Below are 15,239 nucleotides of genomic sequence, written 5' to 3' on the forward strand. Positions count from 1 at the left end.
GTGCCGTTGGTGCGTACGGGCGCCATGATGCACGGCGCCCCCGCCACCCGGGTGACGGGGGTGTGCGGGGGCGGATGCGGCGGTACGGGCCGGGAGTACGTTCCGGGGGTACGGGCCGGCCGGGCGGCTCAGGCCGGTACGTCGCTCTCGTCGGCCGCCGCCGACAGCGCCAGGTCGACCCGGACCGGCCGGTCGTCCCCGTGGTACGCCGCCGCCGAGGCGTGCGGCGCGTGGCCGGCCGCGGTGGCCGCGAGGACGTAGGAACCGCCGGCCGGGACGTCGAGGGCGTAGCGGCCCTCCTCGTCGGTGAGGGCCGCGCCCGCCTGCTTGCCACGGGGGTCGATCAGCGTGACCTTGGCCCGCACGACCGGGGCGCCGTCCGCGCCGTGCACCCGGCCGTGGAAGCCCGCGAGCACCTTGGCCGCGCGTTCGAGGTTGGCGTCCTCCTCGCTGCTCGCGCGCAGCTGCGTGGTGACGGAGCGGCGGGCGGAGGGCAGCAGGAGGGCGAAGAGCAGGCCGACGAGGACCGCGCCCCCGGCGATCATGAACGAGACGCGGAAGCCGTGCATGGTCGGTACGGCGACGCCCCCGACGTGGTCCGCGGTGTTGGCGAGGACCATGCCGATCACGGCGCTGGACACCGAGGTGCCGATCGAGCGCATCAGGGTGTTCAGGCCGTTGGCCGCGCCCGTCTCGGACGGGTCGACGGAGCCGATGATGAGCGCGGGCAGCGAGGAGTAGGCGAGGCCGATGCCCGCGCCGAGGACCACCGCGATGACGATGGTCTGCCAGGCGGCGCTCATCAGGCCGAGCCCGGCGACGTAGCCGATCGCGATGATCAGCATGCCGAGGATGAGGGTCACCTTCGGGCCGTACTTCGCCGACAGGCGGGCGTAGACGGGCGCGGTGAACATCATCGTCAGGCCGAGGGGCATCACGCACAGGCCCGCGACGACCATGGACTGGCCGAGGCCGTAGCCGGTGGCGGTGGGCAGCTGGAGCAGCTGGGGCAGGACCAGTGAGACGGCGTAGAAGGCGACGCCGACCATGATCGAGGCGAGGTTGGTGAAGAGCACCGAGCGGCGGGCGGTGGTGCGCAGGTCCACCAGCGGGGCCTTGACGCGCAGCTCCATCACGCCCCACAGGACGAGGACGACGGCCGCGGCGGCGAACAGGCCGAGCGTGGTGGTCGAGCCCCAGCCCCAGTCGCTGCCCTTGGTGATCGGCAGCAGGAAGAGGACGAGACCGGTGGAGAGGCCGAGCGCTCCGAGCACGTCGAAGGTGCCCTCGGCGCGGGCCGGGCTCTCCGGTACGAAGACGAGGGTCAGCAGGATCGAGAGGACGCCGAGGCCCGCCGCTCCGAAGAACAGCGCGTGCCAGTCGGCGTTCTGCGCGACCAGCGAGGCGACCGGCAGCGCGAGGCCGCCGCCGACGCCGATGGAGGAGCTCATCAGGGCCATCGCCGAGCCGAGCTTCTCGCGGGGCAGCTCGTCGCGCATCAGGCCGATGCCGAGCGGGATGGCGCCCATGGCGAAGCCCTGGAGCGCGCGGCCGACGATCATCACGATCAGATCGTCGGTGAAACCGCAGATGAGCGAGCCGACCACCATCACGGCGAGGCTGGAGAGCAGCATCTTCCGCTTGCCGTAGAGATCGCCGAGGCGGCCCATGATCGGCGTGGAGACGGCGCCCGCGAGCAGGGTCGACGTCATGACCCAGGTGGCGTTCGACGGCGAGGTGTGCAGCAGCTCCGGTAGGTCCTTGATGACCGGCACGAGCAGGGTCTGCATCACCGCGACGACGATGCCGGAGAAGGCGAGTACGGGGACGACTCCGCGTATGCCGCGTGGATGGGCCGTCGACATCGACATTGCTGGGGGCCTCCGGGGCGGAAGAGGACGTGGCTTGGCTGTACGTGGATGCGTACGTGTAGCTCGAACCTGTTTCCCCGGGCGACTATTCCGACGGATGTCGTACGAGAGGAACTCTTGACCTGTTGTTAACCCGTTCATCAATCGGGGCCTCCGTGGCCGGTCGGGCGTCGGCGAGGCATCGGCGAGGCGCCCGGAAACACCCGCCCGCGCCTGACCTTCCGTCAGATTGAAACGTGTTCTACTCTGTCGCCGTCCCGGCAGCGGCTACCGGCGAGGATGCGCATGGGGATCGGAATCACGCGGGAACAAAGGGAGTTGGCGTCGGCGGTACGCGGCTGGATCACGCGTGCCGTACCGACCGAGGAGATACGCCGACTGCTCGACGCCCCACCTCGGTCACCGGCCGTTGGTGGCCGCCCCGCCCACTGGGACGGGCTCGCCGCGCAGGGGCTGCTCGGCGTCCACCTGCCTAAGGAGTGCGGCGGCGGAGGCGGGAGCCTCGTCGACCTCGCCGTGATCATCGAGGAGGCGGCGCGGGCGGCGCTGCCCGGACCACTCGCGGCCAGCTCCCTCGCCTCGCTGGTACTGCACCGCGCGGGCGCCCCGGCTTTGGCCGCGGAGCTCGCGGGCGGCGCCCGGATCGGAGCCGTCGCCCTGGACACGGGCACGCTCACCGCCGTCTTCGGGCCCGACGGATACGTCCTGGACGGCACGGCGCCGCCCGTACTCTCCGCAGGCGAGGCGGACCTGCTGATCCTCGCCGCCGCGTCGGCGTCGGGCCCCGTCTGGCTGGCCGTCGACGCCGCCGCACTGACCGTACGTACGCACGACAGCGCCGACCCGACGCGCCCCACCGCCGAAGTGAGCGCCCGCGCCGCGCACGTCCCCGCGGACCGGGTGCTCGCGGTGGACTCCACGGCCGTCCGCGACCTGGCCGCCGCCGTGCTGGCCGCCGACGCGTGCGGCACCGCGGCGTGGACGCTGCACACCGCGGCCGAACACGCCAAGGTGCGGGAGCAGTTCGGGCGCCCCATCGGACAGTTCCAGGGCGTCAAGCACCTCTGCGCCGACATGCTGGTCCGCGTCGAGCAGGCCCGCGCCCTGGCCTGGGACGCGGCCCGCGCGGCGGACGCCCCCGAGGCGCCCGTCGACGTACGCGGCCTGACCGCCGCCCTCGCCGCGGCCACCGCCCTCGACGCCGCGTACTCCTGCGCCAAGGACTGCGTGCAGATCCTCGGCGGCATCGGCTTCACCTGGGAGCACAACGCCCACGTGTATCTGCGCAGGGCCGTCGTGGCCCGGCAGCTGCTCGGCGCGGGCGACGCGCACCGGCTGCGCGCCGTGCGGCTCGCGGAGAACGGCGCCCGGCGCGAACTGCGCCTGGAGCTGCCGCGGGAGTCACGGGCGCGGGCCGAGGCGTACCGGGAGCGGGCCCGCGCGGCGATCGCCCCGGCCCGCGGCCTCGACCCCGCCGCGGCCCGCAAGGAACTCGCCCCCACCGGCTACGCGGCCCCGCACCTCCCAGAGCCCTACGGCCTCGGCGCGGACCCCGTCCAACAGCTCGTCGTCCAGGAGGAGTTGCGGGCCGCCGGGGTCGGGCTCAGCGATCTCGGCATCGCGACCTGGGTGGTGCCCTCCCTCATCGCGTACGGCACAGAGACGCAGCGCGCCCGCTTCCTCGCGCCCACCCTGCGCGGCGAGTTGCTCTGGTGCCAGCTCTTCAGTGAGCCCGGGGCGGGCTCCGACCTCGCGTCCCTGCGCACGCGGGCCGAGCGCGTCGCGGGCGGTTGGCGCGTGAACGGCCAGAAGGTGTGGACCAGCGCGGCCCAGTGGGCGGACCACGGCATCCTCCTCGCCCGTACGAACCCGTCGGCGCCCAAGCACAAGGGGCTGACGTACTTCCTCGTCGACATGAAGGCCGCCGCGGCCGGGGGCGGCGGGATGGACATCCGCCCACTCAAGGAGATCACCGGCGACTCCCTCTTCAACGAGGTGTACTTCGACGACGTGTTCCTCCCCGAGGACGCCGTCGTCGGACAGGTCGACGACGGCTGGCGCGTCGCCCGCAACACCCTCGGCAACGAACGCGTCCACATGGCCGACCAGATGACCTTCGACACCGGCCTCGAAGCGCTCATCGCCCGCGCCGGCGAACTCGACGGCGCCTACCGGGCCCGCATCGGGGCGCTCGCCGCCGAGGCGCACGCAGTCGCCTGCATCGGTCTGCGGACCACGACGCAGCAGGTGGCGGGCGCGGAGCCGGGACCGGGCGCCTCCGTACGCAAACTCGTCCAGACCCCCCACCAGCAGAAGGTCGCCGATCTTGCCCTCGAACTCCTCGGCCCGGCGGGCGCGGTCCGCGAGGGCCCGGGGGAGCGGGCCCTGCACGGCTTCCTGATGTCGCGCTGCCTGACCATCGCGGGCGGCACCACCCAGGTCCAGCTCAACGTCGTCGCCGAGCGGATCCTCGGCCTGCCCCGGGACTGAGATCGCGGCCCACGGAAAGGACCCTCATGAAGGCGTACGTCGTCGGCGTCGGGATGACCAGGTTCGAGAAGCCGGAAACGCGCGACTGGCAGTACTGGGACATGGCGAAGGAGGCGGGCACCAAGGCCCTCGACGACGCCGGTGTCCCGTACGACCAGGTCGAGCAGGTCCCCGTCGGCTACTGCTTCCAGCCCTCGACGGCGGGCCAGCGCGCCGTCTACGAACTCGGCCTGACCGGCGTCCCCGTCTACAACGTCAACAACAACTGCGCCACCGGATCGACCGCGCTGATGATGGCCCGGCAGTTCGTCGAGGGCGGCCTGAACGACTGCGTGCTCGCGCTCGGCTTCGAGAAGATGGCACGCGGCGCGCTGGGGGGAGGCTCCGACGGCGGGGACTTCAAGACGTCCCCCGTCGCCCGCCACTACGGGATCATGGCCGCCCGGCACGGCTTCGAGATGACCCCGCCCACCGCCCAGATCTTCGGCGACGCGGCCCGCGAGCACATGGAGAAGTACGGCACCACCGAGGCGCAGCTCGCCGCGGTCGGCGCCAAGAACCACCGGCACTCCACGAACAACCCGTACGCGCAGTTCCAGGACGCTTACACCGTCGACGAGATCCTCGCCGCCAGAACCATCCACCGCCCGCTCACCAAGCTCCAGTGCTCCCCGACGTCGGACGGCGCGGCGGCGGCGGTCGTGGTCTCGGAGCGCTTCGTCGAACGGCACGGCCTCGCGGAGCGCGCGGTGGAGATCGTCGCCCAGGCCATGACCACCGACACCGGCGAATCCTTCGCCTCGGGCTCGTGCATCGACGTCGTCGGACAGCCGATGTCACGCGAGGCGGCCCGGCAGGTGTACGAGAGGTCGGGGCTCGGCATCGAGGACGTGGACGTCGTCGAGCTGCACGACTGCTTCTCCGTCAACGAACTCCTCACCTACGAGGCGCTCGGCATGTGCGCGCCGGGCGAGTCGGGCGAGCTCGTCGAGAGCGGCGCGACGACGTACGGCGGGCGCTGGGTGGTCAACCCCTCCGGCGGCCTCATCTCCAAGGGCCACCCGCTGGGCGCGACCGGCATCGCGCAGGTCGCCGAGGTGACCTGGCAGCTGCGCGGCGAGGCGACGGCGCGGCAGGTCGAGGGAGCGCGGGTGGGGCTCGCGCACAACATCGGCCTGGGCGGGGCGGCGGTGGTGACGATGCTCAGGCGGACCTAGGCCTGTTGGTCCTGGGCCTGTTGGACCTAGGACTGTCGGACCAGGGCGGAAGGAGGCGAATTTCCGATGCGCCGCTCAAGTTTCGCTTGAGAGGATGGTTGTCATGGTCCAGACGTCCTCCACCGCTTACCCGGCCGACCCCGATTCCGGCTCCGCCCCCGCATCCGCCCCCTCCGGCGCCGCCCCGCCCCGGAGGTCCGTCCCGGTGTGGGCGGTGCTGCTCACCGCCTGCGCGGGCCAGTTCCTGGTCGTCCTCGACGTCTCCGTGGTGAACACCGCGCTGCCGTCGATGCGGTCCGACCTGGGCATGAGCGCCATCGGCCTGCAATGGGTCGTCAACGCGTACTCCATAGCCTTCGCGGGCTTCATGCTGCTCGGCGGGCGGGCCGGGGACCTCTTCGGCCGCAAGCGGATGTTCCTCGTCGGGCTCGGCCTGTTCACCGCCGCCTCGCTCGGCGGCGGCCTGGCCCAGGCCGAGTGGCAGCTCCTCGTGGCGCGGGCCGTGCAGGGTCTCGGCGCCGCGGTCCTCGCGCCGTCGACGCTGACGATCCTCACGTCGGCGGTGCCCGAGGGTGCCGCGCGGGCCCGGGCCATCGGCGTCTGGTCGGCGGTCGGCGCGGGCGGCGGTGCGGCCGGCGGCCTCGTCGGCGGGGTCCTGACCGACGTGCTCTCCTGGCGCTGGGTTCTCCTGATCAACGTGCCGGTCGGCGCCCTGGTGATCGTCGCGGGGCTGGCCTGGCTCACCGAGAGCAGGTCCGACCGGACGCGCCGCCTGGACGTGCCGGGCGCGGTCCTGGTCACCGGCGGCCTCGCCACCCTCGCGTACGGCATCGTGCAGACCGAGGAGAAGGGCTGGACGGCCGCCGCCACGCTGGTGCCGCTGGCGGCGGGACTCGGGCTGCTCGCCGCGTTCCTCGTGGTGGAGGCGCGCACGAAGGTGCCGCTGATGCCGCTGAAGCTGTTCAAGGTGCGGACGGTGTCGGCCGCCAACGCCGCGATGTTCGTCTGCGGCGGCGGCATGTTCGCCATGTGGATGTTCATGACGCTCTACACCCAGAACGTCCTCGGCTACTCCCCGCTGAAGGCGGGCCTCGCCCTCATGCCGTCCTCGTTCACCGTCGTCGCCGGCTCGATGCTCGCGCCGCGCCTGATGCCGCTGATCGGCGCGAAGAACGTCTCCGCGATCGGCATCGTGGTGGCCGCCGCGGGCTTCGGCTGGCAGTCGACGATGACGGTCGACGGCGCGTACGTGACCTCGATCCTGCTGCCCGGCATCGTGATGATGTTCGGCGCGGGCCTCGCCACCACCCCGCTCGCCTCGCTCGCCACGTCGGGCGCCGGGCCGGGCGACGCGGGCCTCGTCTCCGGCCTGGTCAACACCTCCCGCACGATGGGCGGCGCACTCGGCCTCGCGGTGCTCTCCACGGTGGCGGCAGCCCAGACACACGGTGCGTCATCGCCACAGGCCCTCACCGACGGATACGCGATGGCGTTCCGCACGAGCGGGTTCATCCTGCTGGCGGGCGTGGTGGTGCTGCTCGTGTGGATGCCGAGGTCGCGCCCGGCGACTCGGACGCCCTCGGGGAGCTGAGGGCTCGGAGCCCGGTGGGCGGTTGAAGACGTACTCGGCGGCCCGGCGGCGGCGTGCGCCCAGCCACTGCTCTCACAGCCACCCCCGGTGGCGCGCCTCCCGCACCGCCTCCATCCGGTTCCGCGTCCCGGTCTTCCCGATCGCCGCCGACAGGTAGTTCCGCACGGTCGACTCCGACAGATGCAACGTGCCCGCGATGTCGGCGACCGTCGCGCCGTCCACGGAGGCCTTCAGGACGTCCGCCTCGCGGCCGGTCAACGGGCTGGGCCCGGCGCTGAGCGCGGCCGCGGCGAGCGCCGGATCGATGACCGTCTCGCCCCGCAGCGCCCGGCGGATCGACTCGGCGAGCTCCTCCACCGGCCCGTCCTTGACCAGGAAGCCGACCGCACCGGCCTCCATGGCGCGGCGCAGGTAGCCGGGCCTGGCGAAGGTCGTGAGGATGAGGACCCGGCAGTCGGGGCACTCCTCGCGCAGATCGGCCGCGGCGTCCAGGCCGCTGCGGCCCGGCAGTTCGATGTCGAGCAGCGCCACGTCCGGGCGGGCGACGAGCGCCGCGTCGACGATCTCGTCACCCGCGCCCACCTGCGCGACGACCTCGATGTCCTCCTCCATGCCGAGCAGCAGGGCGAGCGCGCCCCGCATCATTCCCTGGTCCTCGGCGAGGAGGACTCTCGTACATCTCAGGGGCCGGTGGTCCTGGGGCATCTCGTCCATGGGGTCAGGCTACGGCCAGCGCCCCAGCTCAGGGCAGCAAAAGCCCCGGCCGGCACACGGGGAACGTGCCGACCGGGGCCGTGTGGATCGTCAGTCCTCTTCGGGCGGGAAGACGAACCCCCGCGTCGGACCTTGCTGCCGCTTCTCCGGGGGCTCGGGGCTGGTCTCGCGGAACTTCGCCACGACGGACGCCAGCGCGTCAGCGGTCGTGTCCTTGCGAGTCGCCGGATCGGCACTGTCGTACACACGCCACGCCCCCGCCGGGTCCTCCGGATCTTCCGGCGCGACCACGCCGGGGATACCAAGACGCCTCAACGTGGCGTCCACCTGCCGGGCCTGCTCCGCGTCCATGCCCTCACCTCTCAGCCGTACGTGCGGGCAGCCTAGCTACCGCCGCCCCCACTCCCGCCCGAGCAGTGCGAAGCGCACTTGCCGGGGTTGATCGGCCCGCACCCGCCCGGCTTGGGCGTGTGGGAACAGTTCGCGCCCACGGGCACCAGGGCCCGACTTGGGGCCGTCCACAACTCCGGATCGACGTTGTACCCGGCCTGTTCGATGATCGCGACCGTGCGCGTCAGCGCGTGAGGGTCGTACCGCTCAGGGTCGGGTCGCTCCGGCCAGTGGTGCACGAACCGGCCCAGCCGCTCACACAGCTTGGCGTAAAGATTCGTGTGAAGGATCAGCGCATGCCAACCCTCGTCTACCACCTGTGACGGGGTGATCTTGACGTCAGGGAACTGCACTGCGGCTACTACGAACTTGAGTGCGTCCGTGACGATCCGGGCGGCCACCTCTTCGGCCATGTCGGGGTTGCTGTCCAGGACAGTTGCCTTGACTCCCTCGAACCCTTCGGGGGTCAGCAGGGTCCCCACAGGGATCGGTCCGGGGCCTGGGGGACCGGGCATGGGCTGTGGTTCGGTCGGTACGCTCATGGCGTCACTTCGCTTTCGTAGACGGGGTGATGGCCCGTCCCCGGCTGTTCGTACTGTCCAGGTCCGCCAGCCGGGGCGGGGTCTGTGCCCGTCCGGCCGCTCCGCTTCACGGGGCGTGCGACCGGACGGGGGCTTGTACCTGCCTCTCCTGCGGGCTTCCCGTGGGGTTGCGGTGCATGAAGCAACCGGGAACGCACGGCGGAGAGGGGTTGCCCTGCGGGATGTAGACCACGCCAGAGCGCACGTCGAACGCTCCCCCGTACTCCGTCCACCAACCCTCGGGAGGGTCCGCGTACGGGCCTGTGGGGTCGTCTATGAGGCTCACGAGCCTCGGGGCCGGTGATGGCGCCGAGGGGCGTCTCTGGAGCCTCGCGGGGGCGGTCACGTCCGGGGCCTTACCTGCCGCCCCTCTGATGAGGTCAGTTGCGGGCGCATCGGTCTTCGCTGCCATTGGCGCTATCCCCTCGCGTGGTCCGTTCTCCACCACGCTAGGAACACGGAACCTTCAACTCCTAGCCGATTGCTCCTGATTGCGCGCGGACTACGCGAGCGAGTCGCGGGCCCGGAGGATCAGCGCTCGGGCCCTGTCGCCATAGGCCGCCATGTCGGCGAGAGTGGCGAATGTGTCGGCGTACACCTTGACCTCGCTGGGCTGGGTCAGCGTGAGGTACCCGGAGACCAACTCGACGTTGACTTGGGCGTTGTCGTAGATCCAGAAGTTCTCGACCGGCAGTTGGGGGCGTCGCTGAGCCATCGGGACCACGCCGAGACTGACGTTCGGTAGGCCGCACACTGTGAGCAAGTGCTCCAGCTGCTCCTCCTGATCGTCTCCAGTGCTGAGGGTGTTGCGGAGCACGGGCTCCTCGATCAGGAACGCGAACAGCCTTTGCCCCTCGTGCAATACGCGCTGACGCTCCATGCGGGCGGCTACAGCGTCGGCCACATCGTCCGTTGCCACTCGTTGCCGCTGGATCGTCCGGAGCACGTCCTCCGTGTACTGGTAGGTCTGGAGCAATCCGGGAAGAGCCCAAGAGCAGTACGAGCGGAAGCGGCGCGTTCGCTGATACAGCGGAAGGCGTTCCTCCTGCGACGGTTTCAGCCCGGCACGCTCCAACCGGCGCCACGTCAACCACATGCCCTCAACGGCACGCAGCGAGGCAATCAGGTCCTCTGCCTGGTCCTCAGCTCCGCATGCCCGGCACCAGGCCCGAATGTCGTCCTCGCTGGGCTGAGCCTTCGCCGTCGAGATCCGCGACACCTTGGACGGGTGCCAGCCGCACAGCGCGGCGAGATCCTTGCCTTCAAGCCCGGCGTCCCTGAACAACTCGCGTAGACGGTCGGCCAGGACTTGCCGTGCTTGCCGGACGTTAGATGATGCTGGTTGCACTAGACCGGCCGGTACTCCTCGTGCGGAGTAGCCCGCCCCCACACTGTGTCAAAGGCATCGGTGCACCAGGCAGCCAAAGCGGTGTCCTTGACGTACTCCCGCTCCATCAGAGCGCCATCCCCGCTGAAGTGATGGAAGAGGACCAACTCACTGTCGAATACCCAGAAGTCCACAGCGGGGATCGCAAGATCCTTCGCCCGTCGGCGGGGCAGCCAGCGAACTTGCTCACCGGCAGCCACGTTGGTCACGGCATAGTCGTACTCCCAGCGCAGGTACTCAGTCAGCGGCTCGGAGACCACACGGGCCCGGCGCACGACCACGCCCCGCGAGACGGCTGCATGTACGGCGTCGTGCCAGCCCTCCCACCAGTCAGAGCGGTTATCCGCTGTGAACTTGCGGTGTCCCTCCCGCCACGCAAGGAAATCCGGGTCTGTACTCGCGTAGTGGTCGCGGACCTCAAGGTGAATGGCGGAACGTCGGGCTTGGGACAGTGGCTCACGTGCCGGTGGCTTCATCGGCGGCGTCTCCGTCCGGGCGAGGGATGTACTGGATCATGACCTTGGGCAGACGGATGATCGTCTCGTGATCCGGAATGTCCGTCCCATGACCGGGGATTGAGCCGATCTCCTGACATCCCTTCACTTCCTCCTCAGTGGCCCGGTACGACTGGATCAGCAGGTCTCCGCTGTCCTCGTCCAGCCAAATGGTTGGCGAGTCGTCCTTACCGGTGTTCGGGATGATCCCGAGGAAACGCAAGCGCATGACCTCTCCCTGCGTCGATCCGATTGCGGCCGATTGCTTGACCATCACCCCTCTAGCCGATCAGCGCAAGAGGGCCTGTCGGCCTACGGATCGAAGGTGCCCAACTCCCCTGTGCTGCAAGGGGTGCGCTCGAAGCCGGCCGGGAAACCGGGGTTTCTCAGCCTGTGATCCGAAGGCGCCCCCAGGAACGCCAAAGACCCCCGCCAGCCACCCCAGCGAAGGGGCGACCGACGGGGGGTCAGGTCAGGCAGAACGAGCGGCAGCACGCCGGGCACGCTGACGGGGTGGCGCAGCATCCGGGCCACGTAGGCGTACCGCCAGCCCTTGCCACCCGGACCAGGCACACCAGCGCCGTCCAGCCAGCGCACGATGTCGCGGGTTGAGGCGCCGTCCTCGGCCACCCGGCGGAAGATCTCGCGGACCACCTCAGCGCGGGACGGAAAGCCTGGAGCCGCCGGGGTGTCGTCCCAGTAGAGGCGACGGCCCCGCGTGACCGGGCAGGTGCCCCTCTCAGAGGACCGCCGTGACCCGGAAGCCGCCGCGGGGCCCGGGGCCGGACGTGAGGGAGCCGCCTGCCGCCGCGAGGCGTTCGGCCAGGCCCTTCAGGCCGCTGCCCGGGGTGCCCGGACCCGCGCCGCGGCCGTCGTCCGTGATCATCAGGCGGGACTGCTCCACGGTGCCCGTGACCTCGATCTCGCAGTGGGTCGCGCCGGAGTGGCGTACGGCGTTGGTGGCGGACTCGCGGACCACCCAGCCCAGAAGCGCCGCGGTCTGCGGGGAGAGCGGCGGGCCCGACTGGCGGACCACCGTCTCGATCCCGGCGGCTTCGAGCAGGTCGCGGGCGCACTCCAGCTCGGTGGCGAGGCTGCCCTCGCGGTAGCCGGTGACGGCCTCGCGGATCTCGGTGAGCGCCTGCCTGCCGACGGCCTCGATGTCGGAGACCTGGCCGAGCGCCGCGTCCAGATCGCGCGGTGCGATACGACGGGTCGCCTCCGCCTTCACCACGATCACGGAGAGCGTGTGGCCGAGCAGGTCGTGCAGGTCGCGGGAGAAGCGGAGACGTTCCTTCTCCACCGCGGTGCGGGCCAGTTCCTCGCGGGTGTCGCGCAGTTCGCGTACCGCCTCGGAGAGCGAGAGGATCGCGGCAGTCACCATCGTGGACAGGAACGTGGCGTACGCGATGTTCACCGCGCCCCAGCCGTCCCGGAACCCGCCGACAGCGCCCGCGAGGGCGCCGAGGGCCAGGCCGATGGGGCCGAGCCCGCGCCCGCGCGCGGTCGCACCGACGGCCAGGCCGAGCAGCGGGAAGAAGAGCAGCCAGTTGCCGCCGTAGCCGGCGGCGAGCCCGGCGGTCAGCAGGCCGAGCGCGATCAGGGCGACCGACGTGGAGCGGGCCCGGCGCGTGCGCTTGTCGAAGGCGCGGAAGGCGATGAAGACGTAGAGGGAGTTGAAGGCGAGGATCCCGGTGGCGCCGATCCAGGGGTTGGGGGTCTCGCCCTGGAGGAGGTGGGAGACGGCGCCGAGGCCCATCAGGAGCCAGGGCAGCAGCGCGAATCCGCTGGGCGGCGGCCCGAGCCGCTCGCCCTCGCCGGAGCGGGCCCCGCACCTCTTGCGCCGGCCGAACCTGGCCCATTTGCGGTCGCAGTTCGGTTCGGTACGAGGGCCGGGGGTTCGCTCGGTGCGGGAGTCCTCCGCCGCCTCGGCGCCGGCCGCCCGCCACGCGCGCAGCCCTCGGCCCATCCCGTTCTCTCTGGACACGTCCGCGTTCCCCGTCCTCGCCATCGGGCGGCCGCCGCGGTGCGGGCGGGACGCCGGTACGAGACCCCAGCGTACGAAGCGTTCGCCGGTGGCAGGCGGGGAGGTGGCGACGCAGGGGCCGGAGGGTTCGTCGACGGGAGTCGCCGGCTCGTCGACGGTGGCCGCAAACCCGCGCCGCGCTGTCTTCGTCATGGCCACGACGCTACGGAGGCGGGGCGGCCCCGCGGCAGATCCAGCCGTACGGACTCGGCCGGTACAAATGTCACCGACGCCGATCTGACGTCACGTCAGCAGCCTTCACAACCACCGTGGCCTCGGCTATACATGGGACCGCCGGACTGGAACGCGTTCTAGAACGGCCCTGTTGCGACCTCGGTGCGGTCGACGGTGCGGACGGCCGCACCGAGGTCTTCGCCCACGGCCCAAGGAGCTGCCCCGATGCCCATTGACGCAGTGAAGGCCGTGGCCGCCGAGCCCAGGTCCGCCGAGATCGCCTGGGACCACAAGGACATCCAGCTCTACCACCTGGGCCTCGGCGCGGGACGCCCCGCCACGGACCCGGACGAGCTGCGCTACACGCTGGAGTCCCGGCTGCACGTCCTGCCCAGCTTCGCCACCGTCGCGGGCGCGGGCATGGGCGTCGTCGGCGGCCTCTCCGCGCCCGGCATCGAGGTGGACCTGGCCGCCGTCCTGCACGGCGGCCAGAGCATCACCCTGCACCGCCCCATCCCGGTCAGGGGCGAGGCCGTCAGCACCTCCAGGGTCGCCGCCGTGTACGACAAGGTGAAGGCCGCGATCCTCGTCCTGCGCACCGAAGTCGCCGACGGCGAAGGGCCGCTGTGGACCAGTGACGCCCAGATCTTCGTGCGCGGCGAGGGCGGGTTCGGCGGTGACCGCGGCCCCTCCACCCGCCTCCCCGCGCCCGAGGGCGACCCCGACCTGGAGGTCGAACGCCCCGTACGGGAGGACCAGGCGCTCCTCTACCGCCTCTCCGGGGACTGGAACCCGTTGCACGCCGACCCCGAGTTCGCGGCGCTCGCCGGTTTCGACAAGCCGATCCTGCACGGCCTGTGCACCTACGGGATGACCCTCAAGGCCGTCGTCGACACCCAGCTGGGCGGCGACGTGTCGCGGGTGCGCGGGTACAGCACCCGTTTCACGGGAGTCGTCTTTCCCGGCGAGACCCTGCGCATCCGCATGTGGCGGTCCGATGGCCGGGTGCAGGCCACGGTCACCGCGGTCGAACGGGACGACGCGCCGGTCCTGGCCGACACCGTCGTCGAACACACCTGAGGACGCACACGCTGAGGACGCACACGCTGAGGTCGCACACGTCCGAGGTCGCGTACGCCTGAGGCAGCGATCTCCGTACGAGAGGAGCCGCGCCATGCGCGCAGCCGTACTGCACGAGACAGGCCAGGACAAGCTCGAAGTCCTCGACGACATCGAGACGGCGGGCTTTGGCCCCGGCAAGGTGAAGATCCGCGTCCGGGCCACCGGGCTGTGCCACTCCGACATCTCGGCGATGAACGGCGTGCTGCCGCAGCCTGCCCCCTTCGTCCCGGGGCACGAGGGCGCCGGCGAGATACTCGACGTCGGCGACGGCGTGACCGGCCTCGCCCCGGGCGACCGCGTCCTCCTCTGCTGGCTGCCCGCCTGCGGCGCCTGCCCCGCCTGCAAGCGCGGCCAGACCCAGCTGTGCCTCGCCGGCTTCATGAACGCGGGCACCCCCAACTTCAAGCGCTCCGGCGACGGTTCGGACGTGTTCGGCTTCGCGGGCACCGGCACCTTCGCCGAGGAGGTCGTCGTCGACGCCGGGTGCGCCGTGCCGATCCCCGACGACGTGCCCTTCGACATCGCCGCGCTGATCGGCTGCGGCGTGACGACGGGGCTCGGCGCGGCCGTCAACACCGCCGACGTGGCGGTCGGTTCGTCGGTCGCCGTGATCGGCTGCGGCGGCGTCGGCATCTCCGCGATCCAGGGGGCCAGGCTCAAGGGCGCGGCGCAGATCGTCGCGGTCGACCCGGTCGCCTCGCGCAGGGAGGCGGCACTGAAGTTCGGCGCCACCGAGGCGGTATCGCCCGACGAACTGGCCGACGCCAAGCAGCGGATCACCGCGGGCGAGGGCTTCGACTACGTCTTCGAGGTCGTCGGCAAGTCGGCCACGGCCCGCACGGCGTACGAGACGACGCGGCGCGGCGGCACGCTGTGCGTCGTCGGGGCCGGTGCCATGGACGACCACCTGCGGCTCAACATGTTCGAGCTGTTCTTCGACGAGAAGCGCATCCTGCCCTCGATGTACGGCGGCGGCGACGTCCTCACGTCGTACGAGCGGGCCATCGCGCTCTGGCGGGCCGGCCGCATCGATCTGGCAGGACTCATCACCCACCGCGTACAGCTCGCCGAGATCAACGAGGCCCTGGACCAGATGCGCACGGGCACCGCGCTGCGCACCTGCATCGAGATCTGACCCCGCAGCATCCGGCCCGCAGTATCCGGCCCGCAGCATCCGGCCCG

14 protein-coding genes are annotated in these 15,239 nt (G+C 71.4%); 5 read left to right on the forward strand and 9 right to left on the reverse strand.

Translation table 11 applies throughout. The features are described from left to right. Positions 1-128 precede the first annotated feature (128 nt). Positions 129-1,871, reverse strand: coding sequence for an MFS transporter (locus ACFVYR_RS12665; protein WP_384256750.1), 1,743 nt, complete (start codon positions 1,869-1,871; stop codon positions 129-131). Between the two features lie 285 nt (positions 1,872-2,156). Between ACFVYR_RS12665 and ACFVYR_RS12670 the strand changes: the two genes are divergently transcribed. From ACFVYR_RS12670 to ACFVYR_RS12680, 3 genes are all read left to right on the forward strand, one after another. Continuing rightward, a complete protein-coding gene (locus tag ACFVYR_RS12670; RefSeq protein ID WP_384256747.1) occupies positions 2,157-4,361 on the forward strand; it encodes an acyl-CoA dehydrogenase in 2,205 nt (734 codons plus the stop codon). 26 nt (positions 4,362-4,387) lie between these two features. After that, positions 4,388-5,578 carry a lipid-transfer protein gene (locus ACFVYR_RS12675; RefSeq protein ID WP_384256745.1) on the forward strand — a complete coding sequence of 397 codons (1,191 nt, stop codon included), beginning with the start codon at positions 4,388-4,390 and terminating at the stop codon, positions 5,576-5,578. A gap of 103 nt (positions 5,579-5,681) precedes the next feature. Beyond that, positions 5,682-7,169, forward strand: coding sequence for an MFS transporter (locus tag ACFVYR_RS12680; RefSeq protein ID WP_384256743.1), 1,488 nt, complete (start codon positions 5,682-5,684; stop codon positions 7,167-7,169). Positions 7,170-7,241: 72 nt separating this feature from the next. Here the strand turns inward: ACFVYR_RS12680 and ACFVYR_RS12685 are convergent, their stop codons facing one another. From ACFVYR_RS12685 to ACFVYR_RS12720, 8 genes are all read right to left on the reverse strand, one after another. Continuing rightward, positions 7,242-7,883: a response regulator gene (locus tag ACFVYR_RS12685; protein ID WP_384256740.1), complete on the reverse strand. Its 642-nt coding sequence runs from the start codon at positions 7,881-7,883 to the stop codon at positions 7,242-7,244. Positions 7,884-7,973: 90 nt separating this feature from the next. Then, positions 7,974-8,234, reverse strand: a complete 261-nt coding sequence (locus ACFVYR_RS12690) for a hypothetical protein (protein WP_384256738.1) — start codon at positions 8,232-8,234, stop codon at positions 7,974-7,976. 32 nt (positions 8,235-8,266) lie between these two features. Then, complete coding sequence (locus ACFVYR_RS12695; RefSeq protein WP_384256736.1) at positions 8,267-8,686, reverse strand: glycine-rich domain-containing protein; 420 nt, start codon at positions 8,684-8,686, stop codon at positions 8,267-8,269. 670 nt (positions 8,687-9,356) lie between these two features. Continuing rightward, the gene (locus ACFVYR_RS12700; protein WP_384256733.1) at positions 9,357-10,202 is read right to left on the reverse strand and encodes a helix-turn-helix domain-containing protein; all 846 of its coding nucleotides are present in this window, start codon (positions 10,200-10,202) and stop codon (positions 9,357-9,359) included. Further along, a complete protein-coding gene (locus ACFVYR_RS12705; RefSeq protein ID WP_384256731.1) occupies positions 10,202-10,717 on the reverse strand; it encodes a DUF6879 family protein in 516 nt (171 codons plus the stop codon). Before ACFVYR_RS12705 ends, ACFVYR_RS12700 begins: the two co-directional genes overlap by 1 nt. After that, complete coding sequence (locus tag ACFVYR_RS12710) at positions 10,698-10,964, reverse strand: hypothetical protein (protein ID WP_384256729.1); 267 nt, start codon at positions 10,962-10,964, stop codon at positions 10,698-10,700. The genes ACFVYR_RS12705 and ACFVYR_RS12710 overlap by 20 nt, the downstream gene beginning before the upstream one ends. Positions 10,965-11,047: 83 nt before the next feature. Further along, a complete protein-coding gene (locus ACFVYR_RS12715) occupies positions 11,048-11,389 on the reverse strand; it encodes a recombinase family protein (protein ID WP_389611749.1) in 342 nt (113 codons plus the stop codon). A gap of 85 nt (positions 11,390-11,474) precedes the next feature. Then, positions 11,475-12,914: a sensor histidine kinase gene (locus tag ACFVYR_RS12720; protein WP_384256726.1), complete on the reverse strand. Its 1,440-nt coding sequence runs from the start codon at positions 12,912-12,914 to the stop codon at positions 11,475-11,477. A gap of 246 nt (positions 12,915-13,160) precedes the next feature. Here ACFVYR_RS12720 and ACFVYR_RS12725 point away from each other — a divergent pair, with 246 nt between their 5' ends. Then, the gene (locus tag ACFVYR_RS12725; RefSeq protein WP_384256724.1) at positions 13,161-14,015 is read left to right on the forward strand and encodes a MaoC/PaaZ C-terminal domain-containing protein; all 855 of its coding nucleotides are present in this window, start codon (positions 13,161-13,163) and stop codon (positions 14,013-14,015) included. A gap of 94 nt (positions 14,016-14,109) precedes the next feature. After that, a complete protein-coding gene (locus tag ACFVYR_RS12730; RefSeq protein WP_384256722.1) occupies positions 14,110-15,192 on the forward strand; it encodes a Zn-dependent alcohol dehydrogenase in 1,083 nt (360 codons plus the stop codon). Positions 15,193-15,239: the final 47 nt, after the last annotated feature.

It is taken from the genome of Streptomyces sp. NPDC058284, assembly GCF_042881135.1.
Lineage (GTDB): Bacteria > Actinomycetota > Actinomycetes > Streptomycetales > Streptomycetaceae > Streptomyces.